Raw genomic sequence first — 26,866 nt, forward strand, 5'->3', positions numbered from 1 at the left:
AGGGCGTACCAGCTTAATGTAGCCTATCGCTACTATCGCTGCACGCGCGCCGAGCCGCCGAGGGCCAGGGCTTCGACTTCCGGCAGCGAGGCCATGGAGACGTCGCCGGTGAAGGTGGTGAGTAGTGCGCCGTGCGCCCAGCCCAGGCGGATGCAATCTTCGGGATGGCGATCGTTCAAGAGGCCGTAGATCAGGCCCGAGGCGAAACCGTCGCCGCCGCCGATGCGATCGACCACGTCGAGTTGCATCACGCCCATGTCGGTCTTGTCGATTAGCTGCGGGCGGTCGGGGCCTTCGGCGGGGTAGTCGGCTACCCGCTTGGGATAGCGTTCGCCGTTGTACCACAGCACGGCCGACCAGCCGTGGCGGTTGGTGGAGTGCACCTGGCGAAGCGTGGTGGCGACCACTTTCACGTTGGGGAAGTCGGCCTTCACACGCTCGATCATGCCGAAGAACGCGGCCGGGTCGAGGTCCGACTCTTTCTCCACGTCCTGCCCTTCGTAGCCGAGGCCTTTTTGCAGGTCTTCTTCGTTGCCAATCAGCACGTCGACATGCTTGACGATGTCGCGGTTCATGGCGATGCCCTTTTCCTTGCCGCCGGGCAGCGTGGCCCACAGCTTGCCGCGGAAGTTCAAGTCGAACGACGTGACCGCGCCAGCGCCCTTGGCCGCCTGCATGCCTTCGAGGATCAGGTCCGAAGTGTGCTCGCCGAGTGCCGCGTAGATGCCACCGGAGTGAAACCAGCGAACGCCGTGCGCGAGGATGCTCTGCCAGTCGATGTCGCCCGGCTTGAGTTGCGCGGCGGCTTCGTTCGCGCGGTTGTACTGTACCACTGGCGGTCGCACGCCGAGGCCTCGATCGCTGTAGACCGTGGCAATGTTCGGGCCGCGGACTCCGTCGTGCTCGAAATGCTTGTAGAACGGCCGCACACCCATCTCCCGCACCCGGGACTGCACCAGTTCGCCGATGCCGTAGTTCACCATGGCCGTAGCGACGGCCGTCCGCTGGCCAAAGCAACTCGCCAGGTTGGCCGATACGTTGTATTCGCCACCTGAGACATGGATCTCGAACGACCTCGCCTTGCGGAACGGAATCGTGCCGGGGTCGAGCCGGTGCACTAGGGCGCCCAGCGAGAGCAGGTCGATTTCACATTCGTCGGCGGGTTTCAGATTGAGTACGGACATTCGAGTGGTCACAAGCGGGAGGAAGGGGAACGGTTAGAACAGCTCATTATCCCCCGCGGTAGCGGGCTGTCAAAACCCGATTGGGGGCTCATAGGCATTCGCAGGATGCCCCATCCCGAAAATCGGACTGCCGATTCGCAATCCGTACCGTCGGTTGCAACCGACCATGCCCAGTGGCTGTCGAACGCGCGGCATATTGACGACTTCCGCCATGGTGCCGATGATTTGGTCTTAGCAAAGGCGCGTTCTGATTAACCGAGAGAGAATGTTGCGATGTCCGAATTATGCGATTTTGGCCTCATCGGCTTGGCTGTTATGGGGGAGAACCTCGCGCTCAACGTCGAGAGCCGTGGTTACAAGGTAGCTGTTTTCAACCGCACCACCAGCAAGGTGGACGAGTTCATGGCAGGCCGAGCGGCTGGCAAGCAGTTCGTCGGCTGCCACTCGGTTGAAGAAATGGTGAAGGCCCTCAAGCCGCCCCGCAAGGTAATGATGCTGGTGAAGGCTGGCCCGGCGGTCGACGCGCTGATCGAGCAACTCATCCCGCTGTTGGACAAGGGCGACATCATCATCGATGGCGGCAACACATTCTTCGAGGACACCGAGCGCCGCACCAAGTACGTCGAAGAGCAAGGGCTGTTGTTCTGCGGCACCGGCGTCTCCGGCGGCGAAGAAGGCGCGCTCAAAGGCCCCAGCATGATGCCCGGCGGATCGCCCGACTCGTGGGAACACGTCAAGCCGATCTTTCAGGCGATCGCCGCGAAGGTGGGTCCTAACGGCGACATCCCCTGCTGCGAGTGGGTCGGCCCACGCGGCGCGGGGCACTACGTGAAGATGGTGCACAACGGCATCGAGTATGGCGACATGCAGCTCATCTGCGAGGCGTACTTCCTGATGAAGGAAGTGCTAGGCCTCACCAACGACGAGCTGTACGACGTGTTCACCGAATGGAACAAGGGTGAACTCGACAGCTACCTGATCGAAATCACGCGCGACATCTTTAGCGTCAAAGACGAAGACGGCTCGTTCATGGTCGACAAGGTGCTCGACCGCGCCGGCGCGAAGGGCACTGGCAAGTGGATGAGCCAACTGGCGCTCGACCTCGGCATGCCGAGCACGCTCGTGACCGAAGCCGTGTACGCCCGCTGCTTATCGGCGCTCAAGGATGAACGCGTCCGCGCCAGCAAGGTGCTGAATGGTCCCGAGGTGAAGTACGACGGTGACAAGAAGGAGTTTATCGAAGCGGTGCGTCACGCCTTGTACGCTTCGAAGATCGTGAGCTACGCCCAGGGCTTCGTGCAACTGCAAGCCGCAGCGGCCGAACACGACTGGCCGCTAAACTACGGCGACTGCGCCATGCTGTGGCGCGGCGGGTGCATCATCCGCGCCGTGTTCCTCGATCGCATCAAGGAAGCGTTCGACAAGGATCCCAAACTCGAGAACCTGCTGCTCGCGCCGTACTTTGGCGAAGCGGTCGACAAGGCTCAGGACGCTTGGCGTCACGTGGTTTCCACCGCGGCCACGCTCGGCATCCCGGTCCCCGCGTTCTACACCGCCCTGGCCTACTACGACGGCTATCGCCGCGAGTCGCTGCCGGCGAACCTGCTGCAAGCCCAACGCGACTACTTCGGCGCGCACACCTACGAACGCACCGACAAACCCCGCGGCGAGATGTTCCACACCGAGTGGCTGGACCTGCGAAAGGATCCCTCGTAGTTGGGAGATCCACCAACTTGGCGAGCCGGAAGCGTCAGCGCCCGGAGCTGCGCCGCGGAGGGATTAACCACAGAGGACACAGCGAATGGGGGGTAAAGGTCGTGTCGGAGGACGATGTACTCCTTGTGGAGGGGCAGTTGGGAGTCGAGTTGCCCGAGGTCTATCGTTCTTGGCTGATCACTCTGCCTGATAGTTTTTCAGATGCGGTCAGTGCTCGCATTTGGAAGGAGCTTGGGAGAATCTACATCAGACCGGAGGAGATCATTGACTATTCGCGATTGTTGATGGGCACAAGCTGGCTCCAGGATACGGAGTGGTCCGGTACAGATGTCTCGGACTTCGTTGTGATCGGCGACGACGTTTGCGGGAACTATTATGTTCTTGATCCAGATGATAGCGATCCAGAGGTTCAATACCTGATTCACGATCCAGAAGGACTGGAAGAGTTGTTTCCGACGCTTGACGCATTTTGCAAGAACATTGACAAGTTCCTTTGAGAAGATAAGCCGGTTTGATCGAGCAATTCTCTCCGTGCCCTCTGCGCCCTCCGTGGTTAAACAAATTCCCCAGCGGTTCAACTAAATCCAACAGGCAATCTAAATGTCCTACATAGAAAAACTTTTTAGCTTCGATGGCCAGGTGGCCGTGGTGATTGGTGGCACCGGTGTGCTCTGCGGTGAGATGGCCGAAGGACTGGGGAAGGCCGGTGCGCATGTGGTTGTTGCGGGGCGGAGCGAGGAACGCGGTGCAGCACGCGTCGAGGCGATCGAGAAGGCGGGCGGCAAGGCGTGTTTTGCGTCGGTCGATGCGATGAACAAGGCGTCGATCCAGGAGCTTTGCGACAAAGTGGTCAAGGACCACGGCCGCGTTGATGCGGTGGTCAACGGGGCGGGTGTCAACTCGGCGACACCTTACTTCGACATCGAAGAGGACGAGTTCGACCGCATCATCAAGAGCAACCTGGCTGGTGTGCACTACAGTTGTCAGGTGTTTGGTCGGGCGATGATCGATAGCGGCAATGGCGGGTCGATTCTCAACATCGGCAGCGTGACCAGTTTCCTGCCGCTCTCGAAGGTGTTCACCTACTCGGCCTCGAAGGCCGCGGTGCTGAGCCTCACAAAGAACGTCGCCCGCGAGTTCGCCACCCAGGGCGTGCGGGTAAACTGCCTGTGCCCCGGGTTTTTCCCGGCCGAGCAGAACCGTAAAATCTTAAGCGAAGAGCGCGTGGCCGACATCATGCGACATACACCGATGGACCGTTTCGGTGAGCCCGAGGAACTCATCGGTGCGACGCTCCTGCTGCTATCCAGGACGGCCGGCAGCTTCATGACAGGCGAGGCAATTTACGTCGACGGCGGTTTCACCTCCATGACCATTTGACAAATACCCAATGACGGAACACCAAATGACCAAACTAAAAGTTGGTCGTTAGTCACTGCTCATTGGTCATTCACCACGCCATGCCACATTCCATAGTTATCTTCGGTGCGTCGGGCGATTTGACGCAGCGGAAGTTGATTCCTGCGCTCTATCAGCTTGATCGTAAGGGACGCCTGCCCGCCGATACGCGGGTGATTGGTTTCTCGCGGACCAAGTTCTCGCACGACGAGTGGCGAAAGTCGCTCACCGAGAGCACGCAAAAGTTCGCCGGCAAGAACTTCGATGCCGACTCGTGGGACGCATTCGCCACCAAGGTGTTTTACCACCCAGGCGACATCGGCAACGCGGAAGACTTCGCCGCGCTCGATAAGACGCTCCAGGAGATGGAGGGCGGTGATCAGAGCGAGCGCGTGTACTATCTTTCGACCGCCCCGCGGTTCTACGGCCCCGCGGTCGAGATGCTGGGCAATGCCGGCATGGCGGATGAGTCGACCGGGCCGCGGCGGGTGGTGATCGAAAAGCCCTTCGGCACCGATGGCGAGACCGCCCGCAAGCTCAACGAGGTGGTTCACAATCACTTCGCCGAACACCAGGTGTACCGCATCGATCACTACCTGGGCAAAGAGACCGTGCAGAACCTGATGGTGCTGCGATTCGCCAATTCGATCTTCGAGCCGATCTGGAATCGTAACTACATCAACCACGTGCAGATCACCGTGGCCGAGGAAGTCGACATCGGCAGCCGCGCGGGCTACTACGAGACGTCCGGCATCATCCGCGACATGTTCCAGAATCACATCCTGCAGTTGATGATGATCACGGCCATGGAGGCGCCGGTGAAGTACGCGGCCGATCCTGTGCGGGACGAGAAAGTGAAAGTCCTGCAGGCGGTGCGGCCGATGACGCCCGAGATGATCACCGCCGACACGTTCCGTGGCCAGTACGACGGTTACCTCGAAGAGAAGGACGTCGCCGCGGACAGCCAGACCGCCACGTTTGCGGCCATGAAGCTGTGGGTCGATAACTGGCGTTGGCAGGGTGTGCCGTTTTATCTGCGGAGCGGCAAAGCGATGAGCTGCCGCACCACGCAGATTGTGATCCGCTTCCGCCGCCCACCGCACATGCTGTTCGAGAATACGTCGCGCAACTGCGAAGCCAATCAGTTGGTGATTCAGGTGCAGCCCGCCGAAGGCATCCAGATGCACTTTCAGACGAAGGTGCCCGACCAGGGAATGCGCTTCCGCCAGACCGACCTCGACTTCCGCTACGACCGCGAATTCCAAGGCGTGATGCCGGAAGCGTACGAGCGGCTGCTCTTAGATGCGCTGGAAGGCGACGCAAGTTTGTTCGCTCGCGCCGACGAAGTGGAAGCCGCGTGGAAGATTTGCGATCCGATCCTGCAGCACTGGCAGAACGAAAACCAACCACCGGTCTACAAGTACGAACGTGGATTCTGGGGACCGATGGAGTCGATCGAGTGGATGCGCGAGACCGGTCGCGAGTGGTTCGACACCTGCCCCGTGCTGCATTAGAAAGGTAGTATGGCCGCCCCCGGCCGTACCTACTATCTGTACGGCCGGGGCGGCCATACCACTGAGGGGACCTGCATGAATACCAAGCCACAAGTTCTGGTCGTCGGAGCGGGCCCTACGGGGCTATCCGCCTCGCTGTTTCTTACAGACCTCGGCGTTCCGGTTCGTATTGTCGAGCAGCACAGTGGTTTGTCCGACCATAGCAAAGCGTTTGGCGTCAACCCGCGATCGCTTACGCTGCTCGAATCGACTGGAGTGACCGAACGGCTCTTGCGGCAAGGTCGGCCAGCGCACGGCATGGATCTCTGGCGGCATGGCCGCGTGATCTTCGAGGGCGACCTCACCAAGATCGATCACAAGTACCCCTTCATGCTGGTGCATCCCCAGGCCGACAGCGAAAGGGCGCTCGCTGATGCGCTTGCCGAGCGTGGAGTCGACGTCGAATTCAACACCAAGCTCGAAACGGTCGAAGTCGCAGGCGACGATCAAGTCGAGTGCAGCCTCACTTTGCCTAGCGGCGAGACGGAATCGTATGTGGCGAACATCGTGCTGGGCTCCGATGGTCCGCATAGCACGGTCAGAGAGCAACTAGGCATCGATTTTCCTGGCGATCACTTCGACGAGCCATGGATGGTGGTCGACATCGAACTCGAAACCGATCTGGCGATCGATCGCGTGCACCTCGAGTGGAACGACGCCGGCGCTGTGTTCATGATCTGCATCGCCGACAACCTCTGGCGGATCGCTGGTAACGTGCTGCCGATTACCGATCACCTCCTGGGCAATTCGACCGCCGGAGCGACCGTTTGGGAGAGCGAATTCCACATGCGGCACTGCGTGACGAGTGAATTCGCCAAGGGGCCGGTGGCTTTGGCGGGCGATGCGGCGCATATCCATTCGCCGCTGGGCGGCCGCGGCATGAATCTCGGCATCGAGGACGCCTACGTGTTCGCGAACCTGGTGGCTCAGGGACGCCTCCGTGACTACCACCGACTGCGCAGCCCGGCGGTACACTCCGTGGTCCGTCGCGTCGAACAGATGACGCAAATCGCCCGCGGGAAGAGTCAGCTATCGCACCTCGCGCGACAATTCGCCCCGCTTACGACCGCGGCGATGAAACTGGGCGAAGGAAACCTGCGCAATTGGGTACTGGGGCTCGATCACCCGGTGAATATCGGCTCGCCCACAAAGTGAAGCTACTCGTAGTCTGCCCCTGTGGCGCTCGCTTGGCAGGAGGCTCGCCATTCGGCCAGACACCTGGCGTAGCCGGCGACCTTGTCGGGATGTTGCTTGGCCAAGTCGGTCGTCTCGCCAGGGTCGTCGATCAGATCGTAAAGCTGATAAGTCTTACCTCGGTCGGGGCTGTAGAGTTTGAAGCGGTTGTCGGTAAGTGAGAGTTGCTCGCCCGATTCGAACAGGATTGGCTGCGGTCGTTCGGTCATTTCTCCGACGATCAGCGGCATCAGGCTCACGCCATCCTGGGGACGCTCGGTTGCTGCCGGTGGTTGAAGCGCTAGCGCATCGAGAATCGTAGGGACGTAGTCGTCGGTGACGCACGGCACCTCGACCGTGCGAGGCTTCGTGATCTTGCTCGGCCAAACCAACAGGCCGGGCACGCGGACTCCTCCTTCGTAAAGGCTTCTTTTGCGACCTCGCAGCCCGCTGGTCGTTCCCGGGGCACTGCTCTTGCCTTCCGGTCCGTTGTCCGAACAGTACCACAGCATGGTGTTGTCGGCCACGGACAGTGTGTCGAGCTTTTCTCGCAGCCGCCCCATTTGCTGATCCAATGCGGTCAGGCAGCCGTAGTAGTCCTTGTGCTTGCCGTGGTAGCCATCGGTGTACGGAGGAGCGGAAACTACCGGCAGGTGCGGTGCATGAAACCAAATCACTACGAAGAATGGCTTTCCGTTGGTCACGCTCTGCTCGATGAACTTCGCCGCCTGATCCATGACCAGCACCGAGTCATCGCCCGAGACTTGCTCGGCGGGCACCATTTGCTCGGGACCAGTCCAGTAATGCGTGCCGAACGCGTCGTAGGATCCCGGCTTCCAGTAGGTGGGCACCTTGGCTTCCGTTGAGAAGCACGAATCGAAACCGTTTTCCCAGGGCGGTGAGAAATGGGCGATGCCGCCGGGGCCGCCACGATTCGACTCGTTTACGTCCTTGGTCAACGTGCCCAAGTGCCACTTTCCGAAGTGACCTGTGGAGTAGCCCTGTTCTCGGAGCAACTCGGCTAGAGTGACTTCCTCCGGTTTCATATGCCCTGAATTGGCGGTATAGATCCCGTAGCGATACGGATCGCGGCCCGTTAGGCAACTGCCGCGCGTTGGCGAACAGACGGGCGATCCTGCGTAGAAACGGTCGAACCGCAAACCCTCGCGAGCCATTTGATCGAGATTGGGTGTCTTCAATACGGGGTGACCGTTGTAGCCGGTGTCTCCCCAACCTTGATCGTCGGCCATGCAGAGGATGACGTTAGGCGTGTCCGCCGCAGCTCCACTGTTTACAGTGGCCCCGGTAATGGACATGGTGACCAAGAGCGGCATGGCGTAGGACGTTGCTATGCGAAACATTACGGTCTCAGAGTTGCGTTGAAGGGAGACGCATGTGGAAGACTTCCCGATCCTGCTCTTGGAATCACAGTATAGCTTGCGACTCGTCAGCCGGCGCATGTAGCAAAGGCACCCCCGGCATCGTGGCCGGTCTCTAAGCTACCCCAGTTCCTTCTTCCGCGCTGCCGCCGTGTCAGGCCCTTCGGCGGTCCATTGCCGACCGATGAAGTCCATGTTCGTTGGCAGCGGGACATCGGGCTTGGGCAGGTCGAAGAGCTTCTGCCGGCGCTCGGCGATCTCCTGGGAATCGACGCCGAACTGCTTGTCGCGCGCGGCTTCCATTTCCTCATTCGCCTGACCGTCGCCCATTAGCGACCACATGAGAAGTGGATCGCCCATCGGCACTTTGGTGGTGGGGTCGGGCCACACGTGCCACGCCTTGCCCCAGGTGGGCAGTAGCGCCTTCATAAAGGCGTCTTCCTCCTCCTGGCTCATGTGCGGCGCGATCAAGCCGCCGCCGAGCACCTCATAGGTGTGAGGGTGCCAGTACTTCTTCTCTTCTTCGGGGAGTTCGCGATACATCTTGTCGGTGATGATGTACTCAACGCCCAGCAATTTCGCGTCGGGCGTGCTTTTGTCGTACAGCACGCACTGGTGCATCTCGTCGCCATGCGCGCAGCAGTAGTGTTGCGTTTCGAGTTGGAACTTGGGGTTCGACTTGGCCATGTGGAACCCGCAGAAGTAGAGATTGATGTGCTCGACCGGGGGCATCTTGCTTTCTGCGTGCCCGTGGTCCTGTGCATCGACCTGCGATGCGGCCGCGACACCCAGTCCAACGCCCGCGGCTCCCATGCCCAACTGTTTCAAAGCATCTCGCCGTTGCATGATTCGCTCCCCTGTGGTTGATTCTGTCGATCCACCAACATAGCGGTCGTCATGCTAGGCGAGATTCGCCCGGTTGGCAAGCATTCTGGTCAATCGCAGTAAGGAATTGGCATGACCTGCTCAGCCCGAGCTAGAAAGACTCCCATGGTTTTCGCCACTCGCCTGGCGTAGTGCTCAAGCGAATGGGCTTCCCACTACGGAGTACTTCGAGTCGCGACCGGGTAAGACGAATCGCGTCCTTGTGGGCCTGCGAATCGTCCGACCACTTTTCTCTGTGCTCCAGTACCATTTCCGTTAGTTGAATAGCGTCGTGGAACTTGCCAGCTTCGGCCATAGCGCACGCGACGAGTTCCATTCGTTCTGGGGAATGATCCAGTTCTTGGCTCGCTAGATCGAGAGCTCGCTCACCGTCGCGGTCGGCGTCGAGTGGGGAGCAGGAAAGGAGTTGGCTAAGCAACAGCGCGTTGTAAGGCTCGGCCGGAAGTTTCTCGTACGCCGTCTCGCAGTCGAGCAATGCCGCATGGTAATCGGCCGCCAGGCAGTATGCGATCGCGCGTGCGTGATACAGGTAGGCGGAATCTTCCAACTCGATAGCCGAGGTAAAGTCCTGGATCGCTTTCTTCGGCTGGCCAAGACCATCGTAGGCAATCCCACGGTCCCAATACGCCATGTAGAGACCCTCCGTGTCGGGTTCCCAGTTCTCGATGGCGAACGTCAGCGGTTCCAGCGCGTCTTGAAACTCGTCGTTGATAACCTTGGAATGGGCTTTTGCGGCTTCCAATCGTGCATTCCGAGAAGCGTCGGCTGCAGCTTCGGAGGTTGTGGGAGCCGCATTCAAAGATGGCGGCTGCGGTGATGGGTCTTCCTTGGAGCAGCCAGCTCCACCGGACAGCAGGAGAGACAACGCGATGCCGAAGACGATTCTTTTCATTTCTAGACCTACCGAAACCTCGCCACCCGTGAATGATACCACGCGACGATCAACACAATGGCGAGCCCCGCGAACGCGCCCAGTATTAGGCCTTGGGTGAAGCCGAGTCCCAGGCCGACGTGGACCGGGTTGCCCGACGACTCGGGCGGGATGTTGAACACCGCGCGGTAGTAGCTGGGGACGGCCGTGCCTAAGAGGAGCCCAATCAGCCCGCCCGCGATGCCGAATCCCAGGGTGCTGGCGATCGTGATCACAAATCCACGCCGCACCGTGATCGCCGGCGGCGCGGAGCGTTCGTCGGGGGCCGATTAGGTTGCTGGGGAGGTGAACGGGTTCATGGTGTCTGAATCTGCGCCCAGCGAGGTCAGAACGTACGGGCCAGCTTGTCTGAGCCGCACTCGGGACACTCGGGTACGATATCTCCATACCGTAGGCGTTCCGATCTGTTGTGAATGCGCCGGTCGCGTCGTGCGTACAACAGCGTTGCCACGAGAATAGCCACGGGGCCCACCACGTACAACCATGGCGGTGCATGCAGCTTGAATGCCAGAAACACGGAGAGCCCCACCAGGATGGCAGCGAACTGCACCAGGTAGGGCTGACTATGGACTTTTGGATAGTAGTCGTGACCGCAGGCACTGCACTGCACCAGATCGTCCGAGTAGTGCTGGATGCGATCGGCGGTGAACTTAAAGTGTGTGCGGCTTACCGGGTTTCTGATTGCCAAGAGTTTTCCTGAATGGGGAAGCTGGGATTACTTGCGTTGCTGCGTTTGCGACTCCTGTTGCTCGACCAACTCTATTAAGAACTGCTCGAGGTCTTCTCCTCGTAGTCCTTTCTCGACGATGCGTCCTTCGGCGTCGAGCACGTATAGCGTTGGCCACGAGAGCACGTTCCAGTTGGTCACGATGGGGCCCTTGGGGTTCTCGAACCAGATGGGCCAGTCCATTCCATGCTCTTCTGCCACTTCGAGCGCGACCTCGCGCTGATCGTCGTGGCAGATGCCCAACAAAGCGAACGGTCTGCCTTGGAATGTCTCGAGCAAATTTTTCTCCTCCGGCACCAGGCCTAGGCAGGGAGCACAACCGGGGAACCAGAAAGAGAGCAAGACAACTTTGCCACGATAGTCCTTCAAGTCGAGCGGCTCGCCATGCAGGTCGACACCAGTGATGTTGGGGGCTACCGCACCGATGACCAGGTGCTCGAGAGCGTGGAGGCTCTTATCGGCTTTCTCGCCCAGCGTGTTCAGATTGCGGAAGTAAGGTGCGGTGATCGAAACCGGAATGTCGTGGTAATTCGATTGCGCGTCACGAAATATCTCAATGGCTTGCTGTCGGTATCTTTGCACCTGGGTTGCGTCGATGTACTGCGCCCATTCGGGACTCTCCTGCGATCGAAGGTAGCGATTGAATTCGTTGGTTGTCTGCTGTTGGTCGCGCCGCTGACTCATGGAAGCGAGTTCATACTTTTGGGATAGCAGTTGTGCCAATGCTGTGGTGGCGAATCCTGCCGCTTCGCGGGAAGACTCTGGATCGTTACGCAGCTTTCTAAGGAAGCTTTCTCGCGCGGGACCAGGGTATTGCGCTGCTTGAAGGCATAGCCGAGGCAGGTCGTCGCGATCGGTATGGTGCGTGGCCAGCATTTCCCATGCGGTAGTGTCGGCGGAGAACATCCTCGACTCGGAACTTCCCACGGCGGATACACAGTCGAGAACCCACTGGCAGCATTCATACGCTGCGTCGTCGTCGGGCTTCTCAGAGGCCAAGCGAAGGAAACGTGGCAAGAAACTCCATGCCGGCCATTGCTCGTAGGCTTCGATGCTCCGTTCGGTCGACATCCGCGAACCGTCCGCGGGGGCGGTAAACTCCTTTCGCCAGTCTGCCACTGCCGCGTCGTATTCGCTCTTGAGTGCGTCGACCTGGGCCAACCGATCGCTGGCGAAGCCTGCTGTGTGCACGCTAAGGCCTACTGAGACCAGGATAAGATACCGTAGCATGCGCGGGCCTCCCTAATGATGATTTGCACTGCGTCTTAGTATATCGCGTCTGTAAGAAAATCGCTGTTGAATCGGTGTGCTAGTGTGATCTAATAGGGTTGTGTAAGTCTGTACACAATGGTTGTCTGGCAACCACGTCGTCCACGCCCGGCCGTTGATTCTTCGCTCCGGGTAGTGGCTAGCGCTGTGCGCGTTTGCTTCCGCGAACAGGCATCTCTGCTCGCTGGGCGGCCTCGCGGAGTTGATCGAAAGTGCCGCAGGGGTTTTGTCGCACCCGTTGCGTTTTGCGTGCGACTTAACTGCGACAATTGGATTTCAGGTGGCCGTAAGTGTTTGTGAACGCATGGTTTATGGAGAATGCATGCGTGCCAGGGCTCGGAGGGTTTTGTCGCACAAGTGCGACAAAACTGCGGCTCGGTGGGAGCTAGCACTGCTTTCCGCGGAGGTGGGCTAAGATCGCTATTCCGGATAACCGATACATCGTGTACTTACTGCCAATATTCCATCAGCGGCCCGTGCGAACGATCGAAGATTCGCCGCCGCGACCCATGCCCACTGTATACCGGAGTTTGTCGCGATGAACATGAAGCCAAAGTTGCGTCCCCTGTGGCAGCGTTTGCCCATCATGGGTGGCCTGGCTGGTTTGTGTGCTTGGAAGGCCCTGGGGCTGCCTCGAAACATCCTGCCCCGCGATTTGAAGAGCATCGTGAACAATTGGGATTACGAGATGTTCTCGATGATCCTCAAGTCGCGCGTGCTGCGAGCGTTCATCGACCAACCGTGCTATTTTGAGCAGCCCAAGGTTATCGAGCCGAAGGCCGAAGTGGCGCCGGAGTATCGGTTGAGCCACGATCAGCTCAAGTCGTTCTACACCAACGGCTTCATTGGCCCGTTCGACGCATTCAGCCCGCAGCAGATGCAGAACTTCCGCAATGAACTGTTGGCGGTCGAAGACACCAAGAGCGAGACCTATGGTTTCGTCACGCCGCGCGATCGTCACTTCGAGATGCCACGGTTGTGGAACTACATGAAGCATCCAGCGATCACCGAGCGGGTGGCCCAACTCTTGGGGCCGGACCTCTTAACTTGGCGGTCGCAGATCTTCTACAAGGGTCCTGGTTCGCCATCGATTCAGTGGCACCAGGCGAGCACGTTCATGGTGGAAGACTACCAGGATCCGGCCATCTTCCCGCCAGACTTGAGCGACATCTACCAGCTCACTGTTTGGGTGGCGGTCGACGAGACGCATCACGACAACGGCTGCCTCCGCTTCTTGCCGGGCACGCACAATGCGATTCGCCCGATCACTTTCGGTGGCGAGGAAGGTTTCTACGAAGCCGACTTTGCGCTGGAGTACACCAAGGAAGAGGAAGCTCGCGCGGTGGAAGTGCCGGTGAAGCCCGGGCAGTTCATCATCTTCACCGAGCGCTGCATCCACGGTTCGGGTCCGAACACCACGGACCGGCACCGTCTGGCGTTCAACATGCGGGTGATTCCGAGCAGCGTACCTGTTTACACCGACAAGAAGTACTACCGCAGCGTGTACAACGGCGGCAAGTACCACCTGGACAAGTGGGGCGTGGCGGTGCTGCGTGGCGAAGACCGCTACAAGCTCAGCCGCACGATCCCGGACTACGAGTTGGAACGCGACGGCGTAGCCACCGAGGTGCTGCGTCCGGCCGCGTAGTAACTTTGAACCAAGGTTTGTAGCAGCTCCGACCAGGCTTGATCGGGGCTGCTGCAAGCATGTTTTGAGTATCGATGAAACAACTGCAAGGCAAACGCGCGCTGGTCACCGGCGCGGCATCGGGTATCGGACGGGCGATCGCGCTGGAACTCGCCCGGCAGGGAACGCACCTGCTGGTCGCCGATCGCGATCAAATGGGCATGGCTCACACCGCTGAGATGCTTAGGGAGTTGGGCGTCGAAGTCGAAACGTTCCACTACGACGCCGAGCAGCCTCAGGAGATTGTCGAACTGGCGCAGTTTGCTGCCGCGCTGCCCGACGGGATCGACATCCTGGTGAACAACGCGGGCATCACCTACCGCGGTCCGACCGATCGCATGGAGCCCGAGCATTGGGAACGGATGCTCGACGTCAACTTGTACGCTCCGATTCGCTTGACGCACGAACTGATGCCTACGCTGTTTGTGCGACGCGACGTGCATATCCTGAACGTGTGCAGCGTGTTGGGGCTGGTAGGCCTGCCGAAGGTGTGTGCCTACAGCACTTCGAAGTTTGGCCTGGTTGGATTCACGGAGTCGCTCCGCAGCGAGTACGGTGTGCAGGGTATCGGTGTTACGGCCATTTGTCCGGGACTCGTGCGAACCAACCTGTTCAATGCATCGATTTCCAACGGCCACGAACGACAGAAGGATCCGCCCCGCTGGGCGACAACCACTCCGGAACGGGTGGCCAAGGTTGCTGTAAAGGCGATTCGCAAGAACCGAGCTCGCGTGGTAATGGAACCAGTTGGCCGCTTGATGTGCTTCAGCCGTCGGTTCATGCCGGGGCTGTTGGATTTTGCTTTGCACTTGGGCCGGCGCAAGATGACCGAACGCCGGCTGGCCTACTGGCAGTCGTACCAGGTAGAGCATGCGGCGAAGCCAAAGATAGTGCACAAGCACGATTCCACGACCATTCGGCGGGTTGCGTAGTTACTTGCCGATCGGAGCGAACGTTGGCGGAAAGTCGAGCGCGGAGCCTTGGAACTCCTGCTCGAACTCGCCCGGCTTGGTAGGAGTGACCTCGCCGGCGTAGCCGAACGTCTGGCCACGTCCGTCGGACCCTAGTTTAGTGGTGACGCGCAGCCGATAGGTTTGTCCCACGACGAGCCCATCGATCTCGAAGTTGCCATCCTCGTCGGTGGTGTCCGATCCACCGAAGGCAGACGTGGAGAGGCCATCGGGATACTTGATTTCAACAGCGCAGCGGATTTCCCTGTTTTCCAGAGGTACCCCCAGTTCACTGTCAACGAAGCGTCCCACAAGTTTGGCAGCGGGAGCAATTTCGACACTGTAAGATTCCTCTTCAGGAGTGATTCGAACCATGCCGGCATGTTTCTTACCATCGAAGGTGGCGCTGGCATGCAGGTAATGAGGGCCCATGATCTGGCGAGCTTCGAACTGGCCCTCGGCGTCGGTGGTCGCATCGATGTGGTTGCCGCTGAAGCTATCCAAGGGGTAACTAAACACGCGCGCCGTTGCGACCGTTTGCTCCTTATCGCCAGCGATGAGCACGCGGCCTTTCACAATGCGGTCCTTCTTCATCTCCACGGGCTTCACTTCGATCACCACTTCCTTTTCCGTTTCGCCACCGATAACAAAGTCGGGGCGCTCTGCGGTCTCGGGGCCATACATGTAGTACGAACCAGGGCCCACGAAGAACTCGAACTTGCCCTCCTCGTCGGTTTGATCGGATTGGCCAATGATCGGGTTAACGGCGTAGTTGGAGCCCGAGGGGTTGGGGATTTTTTCCGAATCGGGCAGTTCGTAGTAACTCTGAACCGTACGCTGGTAGAGTTGCAGGTACTTGTTGGGCACCGGCTCGCCAGTTCCTTCGACCTGCACGCGGCCAAACACACGGGTTGCCGGCGCCAGACGCAGCGATACGCCATCGACGTCTTCGTCGAGCACTACCACATTCACCGCTGGCGAGGCCCACTTCCGGTCGTCTCTGGCCACCATCTGATAGTAGGTGTTGCGATCGACCAGCACTTCGAAGCTGCCATCGTCGTTCACCTCGACAGCCGTATTGCGAAAGCTGTCGAGGCCGTGGCTGTCGCCCACGATGTGCACCCTGATGTCGGAGCCTTGCACTCCCTCGGGCAGTGCTACGTTGCCGCTGAGCGTGACCATCTTCACCAAGCGGGCTTGTACTATTGGGTCAAGCGACTTGGGGTCGTAATTGGCTCGCTCCGGTGCAGAGTAACCTTCCATGCGGGCCCAGACGGTGGTGGCCCGGTCGAGATCGGCGGGCGCCTCGAAGGTGCATCGCCCCGACTTGTCGGTGACGTACTGGAAATCGGCGATCCCGCCCATGTTGAGGTGCTCGCCTTTGCCCGGTTTGAGATACAACCAGGGATAGACCTTGGCTCCTGCAAGTGGATGGTCGTCCTGATCGACGACCTCGACGGTCACTTTGCGGAACCCATTGAGCACCAGTTCGATGGGCGCGTCGTGTGACTGAGGCAGCAAGTTGGGATTGGAAATGGGCCTACCTTCGTAAGCGAAAGCGAAGTAGTCAAGGCCGACTCCCGGCTTCATGGCGATGATGGCTTGCCGAGGTGCGCTGTGAGGAGACCGCAGCGTGGCATTGCCTTGTTTGTCAGTGCTGGCCCTGTCGCCTTCGCGATGAGCCGTCTGCAGCAAGACGGTGGCGTTCTCGACATCGTTTCCCGACTCATCGACCACGTGGATCTGCATCACACGCGCGGGGGTAAGTTCGATGGTCACGGGCTTGAGAGACTTGGGCGACTGTTGCGACCAAGGCAGTTGTACAAAGCCGAGGTTCGTTCCGTCGTCTGCGAATACCGCCAGCCCCAACGCTTGTTTGGGGGCAACGTTCAAAGTTGCTTGCCCCTGGTCGTCCGTCATCGCCGATTGTGCGGGCAAGTCGAGTCGCTTCTTGATGGAGACTTCCACTCCGGCGGCTGGCTCGCCAGATTCATTGGTCACGGTGACCTTCAGTGGCAGGGTTTCCTTGGACCGCGCATCTTCCTCGGCCAGTGCACCAGTGGCGCCAACAACGAACCCTGCAACCAACAGCGAAAGTCGCCACATCGGTCTGATTCCCCTGCAAAAGTGAATGCCGACCGCGGCCCGCGAGTAGCGGCGAGTCGGCGCAGTTATTCCTGCCTGACGTTAGTCGTCAGTATAGCAGCCTCGAAGGCCGCGCGGGTCGATCCCGCGCAACTAGCGAACTCAGACTTTCGCAGTAGCCGATTGCAGCACGCGGCACATGGCTTCATCGTAGGCGACCAGCAGGATTTCGTCGAAGAAGTCTTCGACCATCGTGAAGCAAGATATTTCACGGTGGGCAATTTTGGCCGCGCGGTGGGCGGGGAAGTCGTACACCCCACAACTGATGGCCGGGAAGGCCAATGTGCGAACTTCGTGTTCCACCGCAAGTTGCAGGCAGTTGCGGTAGCAGTTGGCCAGGTAGTTCGACTCGCCGTAGCCGCCGCCGTGCCACACGGGACCCACGGTGTGGATGACCCACTTGGCCGGCAGGTTGAAGCCCGGCGTGATGCGGGCCTCGCCCGTGGGGCAGCGGACTCCTGGGCGCCATTGTTCGACCTGTTCGCACGCGTCGCGAAGTTGAGGACCGGCCGCGCGATGGATGGCGCCGTCGACTCCGCCGCCGCCGAGCATCTGCTCGTTGGCCGCGTTCACGATGGCATCGACTTCGAGCTCGGTGATGTCGGCTTGAACAACGCGAACGAGTTCCATAAACCTACCCTCCATACGTAGGCTCCGCGCGCCAGACACGCAAAGCGAGATGAGATGTATCGAACAGGTTGCCAGGCTCAGAGAAGAACCCTAAGGATACCACGCTCGGGTGACCGTGCCACCCAAAATCGGGCGATATCGCGTGGTAACCACGGGGGCAACGGGAGCGACTGGCACCACAGGAATTGTCGGCCGGGCCACCACCACTGGACGCGGCGCGACGTAAACAGTTGCCGGGGCGGGTCTTACAACCGTGGTGAAGGGGCGCAGCACCGGGCGATAGACCACCGCGGGTTGCACATAAGCGACTGGGGCCGGCTGGACGTAAGTGACCGGCGGAGCACCGTAGTAGACCGAATACACTTGGGCATTGGCCTGCGGTGCGAACACCAGCGCGGCCACCATTGCCAAGATGAGGGCCAAAGCCAGTATGAGTAAGTGTGTGTATCGCATGGTACGCTCCTCCATTTCAAGTGCCACGAACGACGTGGGTCGCCAACAGACGTTTATTATCTGCAGGTTCCTGCCCGCGACAAGCAACCACCCCTGTATTTCAATGCAGCCGAGTGCGCCAGCAGAACTCCCGTACTCCACCTAAGGTGCTTTTGTTACACTACTTAGGTTGCGCCAGGCGGAGCGCATCGGAGTCTTCCGCCAACTGCCCTCAGGAACCACCCAATGCCCGCCGAATCCCCTGCCACCCCAGCTTCCCGCCCGTCCCGCAACTTCATTCAGCAAATCATCGACGCTGACCGGGCGAAGAATCCCAACGTGGTGGTCCACACGCGCTTTCCGCCGGAACCAAACGGCTACCTGCATATAGGTCACGCCAAGAGCATCTGCCTGAACTTTGGACTCGCCAAGGAGTACAACGGCAAGTTCAACTTGCGCTTCGACGACACCAATCCCGCCAAAGAAGAGCAGGAGTATGTCGACTCGATCATCGACGATGTCCGCTGGCTGGGCGGCGATTGGGAAGATCGGTTGTTCTTTGCGTCCGATTACTTCGACCAGCTTTACGAATGGGCTGTGAAGCTCATCAAGGATGGCAAAGCGTATGTCTGCGACCTCACAGCCGAGGAGATGCGCGAGCACCGCGGCACGCTGACCGAGCCCGGCAAGGACAGTCCTTATCGCACGCGCGAGGTTGAAGAGAACCTGGATTTGCTGGAGCGGATGAAGGCGGGCGAGTTCCCCGATGGCTCGCGCACTCTGCGGGCGAAGATCGACATGGCGTCGCCCAACTTGAACTTGCGCGATCCGGTGATGTACCGCGTGAAGCACGCCCACCACCATCGCACCGGCGACAAGTGGTGCATCTACCCGTCGTACGACTACACGCACGGGCAAAGCGACTCGATCGAGGGCGTCACCTACTCGATTTGCACGCTGGAGTTCGAAAACCACCGCCCGTTGTACGACTGGTTCATCCAGCAGCTCGACATCCATACGCCCCGGCAGATCGAGTTCGCCCGAATGAATCTCTCCTACGCGGTGATGAGCAAGCGAAAACTGCTGCAACTGGTGCAAGAGGGGCACGTCGCCGGTTGGGACGACCCGCGGATGCTCACCATTCGAGGTCTCCGCCGCCGCGGTTACACGCCGGCGGCGATGCGGGCGTTTTGTGATCGCATCGGCGTGGCGAAGTTCAACAGCACCATCGACATGGCGTGGCTCGAGGACGCGATTCGCGAAGACCTGAACGAGCGAGCGATGCGGCGGATGGCGGTCATGCAGCCGCTGCGGGTGGTGCTCACGAACATCCAGCCGGGCGAGTCCATGGAGATGGAGATTCCCAACCATCCGCAGAAGCTGGAAGAGGGCAAGCGGAAGGTACCGATGGGACGCGAGATCTTCATCGAGCAGGACGACTTCATGGAGGACGCACCCAAGAAGTTCTTCCGCCTGAAGCCCGGCGGCGCGGTCCGACTGCGCGGTGCCGGCATCGCCATCTGCGACGAGGTGGTGAAAGACCCGCAGGGCAACGTCGTGGAACTCAAGTGCTCGTTCAACCCCGATACCACCGCCCTGGTAGACGGCAAGAAGGTCAAAGGCACCATCCACTGGGTCGATGCCGAGTCGGCCATCGACTGCGAGGTGCGGCTGTACGACCATTTGTTTGCCGTGGAGAGTCCCGACGTGGCGCCGGAAGGAGGTACCTTCCTCGACAACCTGAATCCCCACTCCTTGGAGACGACCATCGCCAAACTCGAACCCTGTCTGGCCGATGCAAGCAGTGGCGAATCTTTCCAGTTCGAGCGGGTGGGCTACTTCGTGGTCGACTCGGTGGACTCCAAGCCGGGCCAGCCGATCTTCAACCGCACGGTCACGCTCCGCGATACCTGGGGCAAACAGCAGCAAAAGTAGCTGAAAAAGCCGGCGGCACGCCGCCGATTGCTAGTCCAATTGCACGCAGCTGAGTACAATTGGCCCGATCACGTCTACTGCGTTCGGGCCATATGGCACAAGGTGTTGTTAGGCGACGCTCATTTTAGGGTCATCTCATTGTCCTCCGTTCCACGTTCGTTGCTCGAAGAGAGCGGAAACGCCGATCTCCTGCGGTCACTGCTAGACGCGCTACCCGTTCTGGCGTGCTACGTAGACCGTGACCTCGTGTATCGGTTCGTCAACCGCGGCTACGAAGAGTGGTTCGATCTGGACGCCAGTGTCATCGTCGGCAAGCCGGTGGAAGAGGTGCTCGGCCCCGATGCATTCGAGGTGGTCCAGCCGCAGCTTCACCGCGTGCTCTCCGGCGAGCGGTTCGCTGTCGAGCAGTGGATGCCGTACTCACGCGGCGGGCGCAGGTACGTCGAAATTACCTTCGAGCCACGCTTCGATCAGCAGGATCAGGTCGAAGGGTTCTTCGCCCTGATTCAAGACCACACTAGACGGCGCGAAACGGATCGGCGGTTGGAGCGAAGCGAGCGGGAGTTTCGATCTTTTTTCGAGAACTCGAACTGCGGGAAGGCCAAGCTGGATTATCAGACCGGTCGGCTCCTGGTCGTGAACGGCCGGCTGTGTGAAATGACGGGATACTCACGCAACGAATTGCTCGAGATGCAGGCGGCGCAGTTGGTTCACCCAGATCAACGCAAGTCGTTCGAACAGACCAGTCGGCAGAATGTCGAACAGGGAACCGATCGTTGGTCGATGGAGCGGCTTTTGGCAACCAAGAGTGGCGAGCCGCTGCCGGTGATGATCAACGAAACCGTCATGCGCGACCGCCACGGCGAGCCGTTTCAGCTCATCAGCACGATACTGGATCTCAGCGAAGTCAAGCAGGCGGAGCGTGACCGGCTGGAATCGGAAGAACGTTTCCGCACGATGGCCGACAACATCGCGCAGTTTGCGTGGATGGCCGATGGCACAGGTTGGATCTATTGGTACAACCAGCGTTGGTTCGATTACACGGGAACGACGTTCGAAGAGATGCAGGGATGGGGGTGGCAGAAGGTCCACCATCCCGATCACGTCGAGAGAGTGGTCGAGAAGATCTCCTGGCATTTTCAGGAGGGGGAACCCTGGGAAGACACGTTTCCGCTTCGCAGCAAGGACGGCGAGTATCGCTGGTTCCTTTCGCGGGCCAAGCCCATCTACGACGCTGCAGGAAACGTTGTGCAGTGGTTCGGCACCAACACCGACATCACGGATCGACTGGAGATGGAGCATCGGCTCAAGGAACTCGATCGCCGAAAAGATGAATTCCTGGCCATGCTCGGGCACGAACTTCGTAACCCTTTGGCGGCGGTGGTCGGCGGTCTGCAACTCGTGCAACAAACGGCGTCACCCGTGGGGCCAGACGATGAGACCTTCGATGTCATCTATCGGCAATCGCAATTGATGAACCGCCTGGTCGACGACCTGTTGGATGTATCCAGAATCACCCGGTCGAAGATTCAGCTCAAAAAGCAAGTGGCCGACCTAACGGACCTCGTGACGCAGGCCTTCGAAGTTGGCAAGGCTGTCGCAAAGCAAGCGGGGGTGGCGTGTGAGTTGGCAAACTCGGATGAGCCCATCTACGCACGAGTGGATACTGCTCGGGTGTTGCAAGTGATTGGCAATCTGATTACCAACGCTATCAAGTTCACACCGGCCGAGGGCCGGTTTCGCGTTGGGTTGCAGTTAAGTGAATGTGCTACGAGCGCGGTGATCTCTGTGGAGGACTCCGGCGTAGGCATGGACGAGGCCACACTGGCCGCCGTGTTCGATCCTTTCGCGCAGGCAGACACGTCGTTGGATCGCAGTCGCGGTGGGCTTGGATTGGGATTGCCGATTGCAAAAGGACTCGCCGAATTGCACGGCGGGAGTCTCACCGCGACGAGCGACGGTCTAGGTGCCGGCAGTCGTTTTGTATTGCAGTTGCCCGTTTGCGAGCCGAGAGCAGACGAAATCAACAAATCGAGCGAACAGGACCTCCAGGCCGACAATTCCCAGGAACGTCCGTTGAAGATCGTAATCATCGACGATCGGCGTGATTCTCGCTTTCCTGTGGAGCGATTTCTTGCAGGCGAGGGACACCAGGTTCATGCCGCCTCCGATGGGCTGGAGGGAATCGAGCTAGTGCAACGGTTGCATCCAGACCTCGTGGTATGCGACATTGGACTACCGAACATGGATGGCTATGAGGTGGCACGCACCTTGCGAGCAGACGATGGAATGAAAGCAGTCAAGTTGTTCGCGCTCACAGGGTATGGGCAACTCGAAGATCGCGAGCGGGCCTTGGCAGCTGGATTCGATGCACACCTCGTCAAACCTATCGACCTGAATGAATTGCAGCAAACGATCGCCCGTGCGTTTGCCAACTGACTGAAACGGTGGGCCATGTCGCTATTAGTCAGGTCCACCAACAGCATTTCGATTCTACCCAGAAGGGGGCATAAGATGACTACGTTCGTACCCGATCAACAACACTCAGCTTCGCACCTGCGTGTGTTCCTCACCTTCGTGATGCTCCTGGCACCCGTTGCTGTGGCGCAGGCTCAAGAGCCGACCGTTAGCAAGTCGCAACTCACGTCGCAGTCGGTCGCCGTGGTGAGTCTGCGGCCCAAGCAGATGCTCACCAACCCGAAGAACGCCCTGTTGCCTATCGAGGTGGCCGAGGCGGCGGGCGAGAAGTACCTGGGGCTCGACATAGCCCACATCACCCGCGCCGTGGCGGTCATCGAGCCGCCTCTCGGAATGAATATGTACTACGCGGTGTATCTGGAAGCCGACGAGCCTTGGGATCTGGATCAACTATCGCCCGAACTCAAAGCCCACACCGAACCGGGCGAGATCGCCGGGAGAGCTTGCCTGGTGAGCAGAGAGCCCTCCGCGCCCTGCTTCATGGTGCTCAAGCAAACAACCCTCGTGGCGGCTAGCCAAGGCATGCTCGAAAAACTCCTGGCCGCCGATCGCCAGCCGGCCGACTCGGTGCTTGCCGAACTCGTGGAGAAGCATAGCGCGGACGACGACCTGTACGTGGCGGTCGATCTGGAAGCGTTGCGCCCGTTTATCAACATGGGCCTTATGCAAGCGTCGCAGGATGCACCACCCGAAGCGCGGAATTTCCTGAATATTCCATTGCTGCTTCAATCGGCCGAACTCACTGCCACTCTCGATGGATCGATTCCCTCACGACTGGCGTTCCATACCTCAAACGACTCTGACGCCGCGCAAGTGGAAGGAATGCTCGAAGAGGCTGTCGACTTGGCGAAAGCGAATATGCGCGGCGAACTCGCCCGACTGCAAACGAGCGACGACCCTGTCGAGCGTGCCATGGCTGCCTATAGCGAACGGGTGATGGGCGTTTACATGGATATGTTCGTACCCAAGCGAGAAGGAACCACCTTCGTGTTGTTCGACACCTCGGAGGGCAACGCCCAGATGGGGGCAGTCGCCGTGACCGGCATCCTCGTTGCGCTATTGCTACCCGCTGTGACAGCGGCGCGCGAAGCAGCCCGGCGAAACTCGTCGATGAACAACCTGAAGATGCTTGAACTGGCGTTGTTGAATTACGAATCGGCAAATAGGGCCTATCCCGCCCACGCTATCTACAGTAAGGAAGGCAAACCGCTGCTGAGCTGGCGCGTGGCCATTCTTCCTTATCTCGAGGAGCAGCCGCTTTACGAGCAGTTTCACCTCGACGAACCGTGGGACAGCCCGCACAACAAAAAGCTGATCGCACAAATGCCCTCTGTATTCTCCAGCCCCAATTCGTCGCTCGATCCTTCGCTCGGCAAGTCGAACTATTTGGCCCCCATAGGTAAAGGCATGGTGTTCGAGAACGAGGATCGTCAGATTCCGTTACGGCAGATTACCGACGGAACGTCCAACACGGTAAACCTGTTGGAGGTAAACGACGAAACGGCCGTCGAGTGGACCAAACCCGCCGACTGGAAGTACGACGAAGAGGATCCCACCAAAGGTCTCACCGGTGTTCGCCCCGGCGTCTTCCTCGCGGGCTTCTGCGACGGGCACGTCGCAGCCATCGCCGAGTACATCGACGAGGAGACGTTCAAGGCACTACTGAGCCGCAACGGCGGAGAGGTCGTACAAGTACCGTAGCTGTTGTACTCCAATAGGGAGCGATTCGATTGGGCCCAATGCCTCAAATTCGGATCGTGGGCCTCCTGGTCATCACGTTCTTCGTCTCCCTGTGCGCAATACTAGTGCGCTACACCGGAGTCATGTCGATCGTTGTGACCTATGTGTTTGCGCCGAGCATCGTAGCCGGGATATGTAGTCAGATCGAATGGCCGAGAGCTTGGCGACCGCTCGGATTCATCCGAGGAACCTTAGTTGCTGTGTGGTTTTTATCGTTGTTCTTTCCACTTTCGGTGTTGTTGCTTGTTGGGGTAGCAGCGGGAATCACGGTGTTCTTCTGTCAGGTCGCGCTCACCGCGTTCTTTTGGTTCCCTCAATATGTCGTTGTGGTGAGTGCTTACGAATAAGGCATCTGTCGGACCTGTGCTAACTTGCTGAAGCGAGCTCGCCGTGGGGCTTTCGTGAACTTGGGGCATGAGGCATACTTGGTGACTTGCTCGCAAGTTCCACCTTAGCCCCCTAGATTCAACATGCCTCTAGTCGTTGTCGGCTCCGTTGCCATTGATAATATCGAGACCCCCACCGCCCGCCGCGACAACTGCCTGGGGGGCTCCGCTACCCACTTTTCATACGCTGCCAGCTTCTTCACTAGCGTTCGGCTGGTGGGAGTGGTGGGAGAAGATTGGCCGGCAGAGCATACCGATTTGTTGTCGCAGCGAGGTATCGACGTCGCTGGGCTCTCCCAGGTGGCGGGAGGCAAGACGTTCACCTGGACTGGGCGTTACGAGCCCAATATGAACGACCGCGAGACGCTGGAAGTCGAATTGAACGTCTTCGGCGATTTCGACCCAGTGCTTCCGGACGACTATCGCAAGGCGAAGTACGTGTTCCTGGCCAACGGTGTTCCGGCGGTGCAGATGAAGGTGCTGGAGCAAGTGCCCGGTCGCCGGCTGGCCGTGGCCGATACCATGGATCTGTGGATTCAGACCCAACGCGACGATCTGGAAGAACTGATGCGTCAGCTCGATGGCCTGGTGCTGAACGACAGCGAAGCCAAGCTGATCACCGACACCGAGAACTTGGTCGAGGCCGGACACGCGGTGCGGGAGATGGGTCCGCGATTTGTGGTCATCAAGAAAGGCGAACACGGGGCGATGTTCTTCAGCGAGCACGAAACCTACGTCCTGCCAGCCTATCCCACACCCGACGTGATCGATCCCACCGGCGCCGGCGATAGCTTCGCTGGCGGCATGATGGGCTACCTGGCCGAGCAGGACGACTTTGAACCCAACACGCTGAAGCGGGCGATGGCCTATGGTACCCTGGCCGCCAGTTTCAACGTCGAGGGGTTCGGCCTGGAGCGGATGCAGCAAATCACGCGCGACGATATCGATCGCCGGATGAGTGAGTACGAGAAGATGCTCAGCTTTTAACCGGTGCCCACCTGCTCATAAAAGAAGCGACGCCAAGCTTCGGTGCTTGGCGTCGCTTTCGAAGTTTAGGGAAAGTTATTTGTCATCTATTCGGCTGTTGGGGGAGCCGGTGGAGTGCTCCTTAATTCGTCGCGCGCCGGCGTTGGCCGACCCAGATTATCTGACTCACCACGTGCTTCGCCGCGATAAGTAGCCTCCGATCTTGTTTTTATTGTCGGTTGTGCACTTTCCGAGCCCGTACTCATCGTTCGTTGACCGGTCGCAGAAGTTGTTCCTCGATCAACCTGCACGTAAACCCGACGTCCATTCTCGCAAATAAAAGGCCTGCCACAGCGATCATAATGCAGCTGAGCAACGGATTGGCTTTCAGGAGCGGATTGGGATTCCATCGAGGCTGTGTCTGGCGCTTTCCGATAACTCGTTGAGTATGGCTCCCTACCCTGCTCGTGGGCTAATCGTTGCGATTCTGCCCTGTTGAGAACGCTACGCGAAATGGCGGAGTTGAACGGACGCCACTGGTTGCCATCGCGGAGGAACCACTGGCCCTGAGGGCTGTAGTACCACCATTGATTGTTGTAACCTACCATCCGCCAGTCGGCATCGCGAGCAGCCCTTGAGTTGGCCGTAGCGTCGCGAGCCTGGTCAGGAACTGGTGGGGTGTCGAGAGAGGCTTCATTCATGTCCTTGGCGTTTTCGTCGGACTCGGACTGGCGATCCGCTGGCGTCGCAGAATCCCATTCTTCGGCTGGCTTCTTATCATCAATCTTCTTCTGCGAGCTGTCCTGATTCAGCTTGGCATCCGTGGTTTCTTTGTCCGCACTGTCGGCGGTGGCTTCGCCATGCTCAGTAGCTTCCTGTGTCGCCTTCGTGGCCTCGGAGTCAGACGTAGACTCGTCGGCAGATGCTGAGCGATTTTCTGTTTCACTACTGACAGCTTCCGCGGAGTCTTCGGCGGTATCGACTTCCTCGGTTGCCGAGTCAGCCACGTCCTCTGCTGTCTCATCAGCGGTCGATTGCGAATGTGGTTGCGGAGGTTGCGGTGGCGTTTCATCCTGAGCAACCGTAACGGCTCCAACTGTAAGCAAGCCCGCTGCGGCGAGCGTGGCGGCGAATGTGTGTAGTGATTTGCGCATAATAATTCGTCATCCTCGTAAGCAGTCGACCTGGTTTTCAGGTCGAGCAAGGGAATTGGTCGATTTGGCAGCGATGAAGTTTGCTTCACTCGCTGAACGAAGGCGCCTCGCAATGTTCTTGATGCAAATGGCATTCACAATCGAGTGC

The 26,866-nt window shown here is 59.3% G+C and carries 22 protein-coding genes; 11 read left to right on the forward strand and 11 right to left on the reverse strand.

What is annotated here, in order from left to right; genetic code table 11:
- Nucleotides 1–32: 32 nt before the first annotated feature.
- Nucleotides 33–1,184: a sugar kinase gene (locus ACQK2L_RS19845; RefSeq protein ID WP_425398781.1), complete on the reverse strand. Its 1,152-nt coding sequence runs from the start codon at nucleotides 1,182–1,184 to the stop codon at nucleotides 33–35.
- Nucleotides 1,185–1,457: 273 nt separating this feature from the next.
- Between ACQK2L_RS19845 and gnd the strand changes: the two genes are divergently transcribed.
- From gnd to ACQK2L_RS19870, 5 genes are all read left to right on the forward strand, one after another.
- On the forward strand, nucleotides 1,458–2,900 hold the full coding sequence (gnd, locus tag ACQK2L_RS19850; RefSeq protein WP_425398782.1) for a decarboxylating NADP(+)-dependent phosphogluconate dehydrogenase: 1,443 nt from the start codon (nucleotides 1,458–1,460) through the stop codon (nucleotides 2,898–2,900).
- Between the two features lie 17 nt (nucleotides 2,901–2,917).
- Nucleotides 2,918–3,397 carry an SMI1/KNR4 family protein gene (locus ACQK2L_RS19855; protein WP_425398783.1) on the forward strand — a complete coding sequence of 160 codons (480 nt, stop codon included), beginning with the start codon at nucleotides 2,918–2,920 and terminating at the stop codon, nucleotides 3,395–3,397.
- A gap of 103 nt (nucleotides 3,398–3,500) precedes the next feature.
- Entirely contained in the window at nucleotides 3,501–4,280 is a 780-nt protein-coding gene (locus ACQK2L_RS19860) for an SDR family oxidoreductase (protein ID WP_425398784.1), read from the forward strand.
- Nucleotides 4,281–4,360: 80 nt separating this feature from the next.
- Entirely contained in the window at nucleotides 4,361–5,812 is a 1,452-nt protein-coding gene (gene zwf, locus ACQK2L_RS19865; protein ID WP_425398785.1) for a glucose-6-phosphate dehydrogenase, read from the forward strand.
- A gap of 75 nt (nucleotides 5,813–5,887) precedes the next feature.
- Nucleotides 5,888–7,006, forward strand: a complete 1,119-nt coding sequence (locus ACQK2L_RS19870; RefSeq protein ID WP_425398786.1) for an FAD-dependent oxidoreductase — start codon at nucleotides 5,888–5,890, stop codon at nucleotides 7,004–7,006.
- 2 nt (nucleotides 7,007–7,008) lie between these two features.
- Here ACQK2L_RS19870 and ACQK2L_RS19875 read toward each other — a convergent pair whose 3' ends face one another.
- The 6 genes from ACQK2L_RS19875 to ACQK2L_RS19900 form a co-directional block, all read right to left on the reverse strand.
- Complete coding sequence (locus ACQK2L_RS19875; RefSeq protein ID WP_425398787.1) at nucleotides 7,009–8,385, reverse strand: sulfatase family protein; 1,377 nt, start codon at nucleotides 8,383–8,385, stop codon at nucleotides 7,009–7,011.
- Nucleotides 8,386–8,523: 138 nt separating this feature from the next.
- Nucleotides 8,524–9,249: a DUF1264 domain-containing protein gene (locus ACQK2L_RS19880; protein ID WP_425398788.1), complete on the reverse strand. Its 726-nt coding sequence runs from the start codon at nucleotides 9,247–9,249 to the stop codon at nucleotides 8,524–8,526.
- A 130-nt stretch (nucleotides 9,250–9,379) separates the two neighbouring features.
- Nucleotides 9,380–10,180, reverse strand: coding sequence for a hypothetical protein (locus tag ACQK2L_RS19885; RefSeq protein ID WP_425398789.1), 801 nt, complete (start codon nucleotides 10,178–10,180; stop codon nucleotides 9,380–9,382).
- A gap of 8 nt (nucleotides 10,181–10,188) precedes the next feature.
- Nucleotides 10,189–10,449, reverse strand: coding sequence for a hypothetical protein (locus ACQK2L_RS19890; protein WP_425398790.1), 261 nt, complete (start codon nucleotides 10,447–10,449; stop codon nucleotides 10,189–10,191).
- Nucleotides 10,450–10,544: 95 nt separating this feature from the next.
- On the reverse strand, nucleotides 10,545–10,907 hold the full coding sequence (locus ACQK2L_RS19895; protein WP_425398791.1) for a hypothetical protein: 363 nt from the start codon (nucleotides 10,905–10,907) through the stop codon (nucleotides 10,545–10,547).
- A 27-nt stretch (nucleotides 10,908–10,934) separates the two neighbouring features.
- A complete protein-coding gene (locus tag ACQK2L_RS19900; RefSeq protein WP_425398792.1) occupies nucleotides 10,935–12,176 on the reverse strand; it encodes a redoxin domain-containing protein in 1,242 nt (413 codons plus the stop codon).
- A gap of 577 nt (nucleotides 12,177–12,753) precedes the next feature.
- Between ACQK2L_RS19900 and ACQK2L_RS19905 the strand changes: the two genes are divergently transcribed.
- Nucleotides 12,754–13,863: a phytanoyl-CoA dioxygenase family protein gene (locus ACQK2L_RS19905; RefSeq protein WP_425398793.1), complete on the forward strand. Its 1,110-nt coding sequence runs from the start codon at nucleotides 12,754–12,756 to the stop codon at nucleotides 13,861–13,863.
- Between the two features lie 74 nt (nucleotides 13,864–13,937).
- Complete coding sequence (locus ACQK2L_RS19910; protein ID WP_425398794.1) at nucleotides 13,938–14,834, forward strand: SDR family NAD(P)-dependent oxidoreductase; 897 nt, start codon at nucleotides 13,938–13,940, stop codon at nucleotides 14,832–14,834.
- On the opposite strand, the gene ACQK2L_RS19915 is transcribed toward ACQK2L_RS19910, so the two are convergent.
- The 3 genes from ACQK2L_RS19915 to ACQK2L_RS19925 form a co-directional block, all read right to left on the reverse strand.
- Nucleotides 14,835–16,958, reverse strand: a complete 2,124-nt coding sequence (locus ACQK2L_RS19915; protein ID WP_425398795.1) for a hypothetical protein — start codon at nucleotides 16,956–16,958, stop codon at nucleotides 14,835–14,837. It lies immediately after the preceding gene.
- Between the two features lie 141 nt (nucleotides 16,959–17,099).
- Nucleotides 17,100–17,627, reverse strand: a complete 528-nt coding sequence (locus tag ACQK2L_RS19920; protein ID WP_425398796.1) for an O-acetyl-ADP-ribose deacetylase — start codon at nucleotides 17,625–17,627, stop codon at nucleotides 17,100–17,102.
- Nucleotides 17,628–17,717: 90 nt separating this feature from the next.
- Nucleotides 17,718–18,080 (reverse strand): hypothetical protein, encoded by a 363-nt coding sequence (locus tag ACQK2L_RS19925; RefSeq protein WP_425398797.1) that lies wholly within the window; start codon nucleotides 18,078–18,080, stop codon nucleotides 17,718–17,720.
- Nucleotides 18,081–18,305: 225 nt separating this feature from the next.
- On the opposite strand from ACQK2L_RS19925, the gene ACQK2L_RS19930 reads away from it, so the two are divergent.
- The 4 genes from ACQK2L_RS19930 (at nucleotide 18,306) to ACQK2L_RS19945 (ending at nucleotide 25,585) form a co-directional block, all read left to right on the forward strand.
- Nucleotides 18,306–19,994, forward strand: a complete 1,689-nt coding sequence (locus tag ACQK2L_RS19930) for a glutamine--tRNA ligase/YqeY domain fusion protein (RefSeq protein ID WP_425398798.1) — start codon at nucleotides 18,306–18,308, stop codon at nucleotides 19,992–19,994.
- A gap of 138 nt (nucleotides 19,995–20,132) precedes the next feature.
- On the forward strand, nucleotides 20,133–22,433 hold the full coding sequence (locus tag ACQK2L_RS19935; protein WP_425398799.1) for a PAS domain S-box protein: 2,301 nt from the start codon (nucleotides 20,133–20,135) through the stop codon (nucleotides 22,431–22,433).
- Nucleotides 22,434–22,508: 75 nt separating this feature from the next.
- Entirely contained in the window at nucleotides 22,509–24,173 is a 1,665-nt protein-coding gene (locus ACQK2L_RS19940) for a DUF1559 domain-containing protein (RefSeq protein WP_425398800.1), read from the forward strand.
- 509 nt (nucleotides 24,174–24,682) lie between these two features.
- Nucleotides 24,683–25,585 (forward strand): PfkB family carbohydrate kinase, encoded by a 903-nt coding sequence (locus ACQK2L_RS19945; RefSeq protein WP_425398801.1) that lies wholly within the window; start codon nucleotides 24,683–24,685, stop codon nucleotides 25,583–25,585.
- An 86-nt stretch (nucleotides 25,586–25,671) separates the two neighbouring features.
- Here ACQK2L_RS19945 and ACQK2L_RS19950 read toward each other — a convergent pair whose 3' ends face one another.
- Complete coding sequence (locus ACQK2L_RS19950; RefSeq protein ID WP_425398802.1) at nucleotides 25,672–26,571, reverse strand: hypothetical protein; 900 nt, start codon at nucleotides 26,569–26,571, stop codon at nucleotides 25,672–25,674.
- Between the last annotated feature and the right edge of the window lie 295 nt (nucleotides 26,572–26,866).

The sequence above is a fragment of the Aeoliella sp. genome (assembly GCF_965227375.1).
GTDB lineage: Bacteria > Planctomycetota > Planctomycetia > Pirellulales > Lacipirellulaceae > Aeoliella.

Excerpts from the sequence above, each read along its gene's own strand:
- ACQK2L_RS19845 (WP_425398781.1), bottom strand. The coding sequence starts at position 1,184 with ATGTCCGTACTCAATCTGAAACCCGCCGACGAATGTGAAATCGACCTG.
- gnd (WP_425398782.1), top strand. The coding sequence starts at position 1,458 with ATGTCCGAATTATGCGATTTTGGCCTCATCGGCTTGGCTGTTATGGGG.
- ACQK2L_RS19860 (WP_425398784.1), top strand. The coding sequence starts at position 3,501 with ATGTCCTACATAGAAAAACTTTTTAGCTTCGATGGCCAGGTGGCCGTG.
- zwf (WP_425398785.1), top strand. The coding sequence starts at position 4,361 with ATGCCACATTCCATAGTTATCTTCGGTGCGTCGGGCGATTTGACGCAG.
- ACQK2L_RS19870 (WP_425398786.1), top strand. The coding sequence starts at position 5,888 with ATGAATACCAAGCCACAAGTTCTGGTCGTCGGAGCGGGCCCTACGGGG.
- ACQK2L_RS19875 (WP_425398787.1), bottom strand. The coding sequence starts at position 8,385 with ATGTTTCGCATAGCAACGTCCTACGCCATGCCGCTCTTGGTCACCATG.
- ACQK2L_RS19880 (WP_425398788.1), bottom strand. The coding sequence starts at position 9,249 with ATGCAACGGCGAGATGCTTTGAAACAGTTGGGCATGGGAGCCGCGGGC.
- ACQK2L_RS19885 (WP_425398789.1), bottom strand. The coding sequence starts at position 10,180 with ATGAAAAGAATCGTCTTCGGCATCGCGTTGTCTCTCCTGCTGTCCGGT.
- ACQK2L_RS19900 (WP_425398792.1), bottom strand. The coding sequence starts at position 12,176 with ATGCTACGGTATCTTATCCTGGTCTCAGTAGGCCTTAGCGTGCACACA.
- ACQK2L_RS19905 (WP_425398793.1), top strand. The coding sequence starts at position 12,754 with ATGAACATGAAGCCAAAGTTGCGTCCCCTGTGGCAGCGTTTGCCCATC.
- ACQK2L_RS19910 (WP_425398794.1), top strand. The coding sequence starts at position 13,938 with ATGAAACAACTGCAAGGCAAACGCGCGCTGGTCACCGGCGCGGCATCG.
- ACQK2L_RS19915 (WP_425398795.1), bottom strand. The coding sequence starts at position 16,958 with ATGTGGCGACTTTCGCTGTTGGTTGCAGGGTTCGTTGTTGGCGCCACT.
- ACQK2L_RS19920 (WP_425398796.1), bottom strand. The coding sequence starts at position 17,627 with ATGGAACTCGTTCGCGTTGTTCAAGCCGACATCACCGAGCTCGAAGTC.
- ACQK2L_RS19925 (WP_425398797.1), bottom strand. The coding sequence starts at position 18,080 with ATGCGATACACACACTTACTCATACTGGCTTTGGCCCTCATCTTGGCA.
- ACQK2L_RS19930 (WP_425398798.1), top strand. The coding sequence starts at position 18,306 with ATGCCCGCCGAATCCCCTGCCACCCCAGCTTCCCGCCCGTCCCGCAAC.
- ACQK2L_RS19940 (WP_425398800.1), top strand. The coding sequence starts at position 22,509 with ATGACTACGTTCGTACCCGATCAACAACACTCAGCTTCGCACCTGCGT.
- ACQK2L_RS19945 (WP_425398801.1), top strand. The coding sequence starts at position 24,683 with ATGCCTCTAGTCGTTGTCGGCTCCGTTGCCATTGATAATATCGAGACC.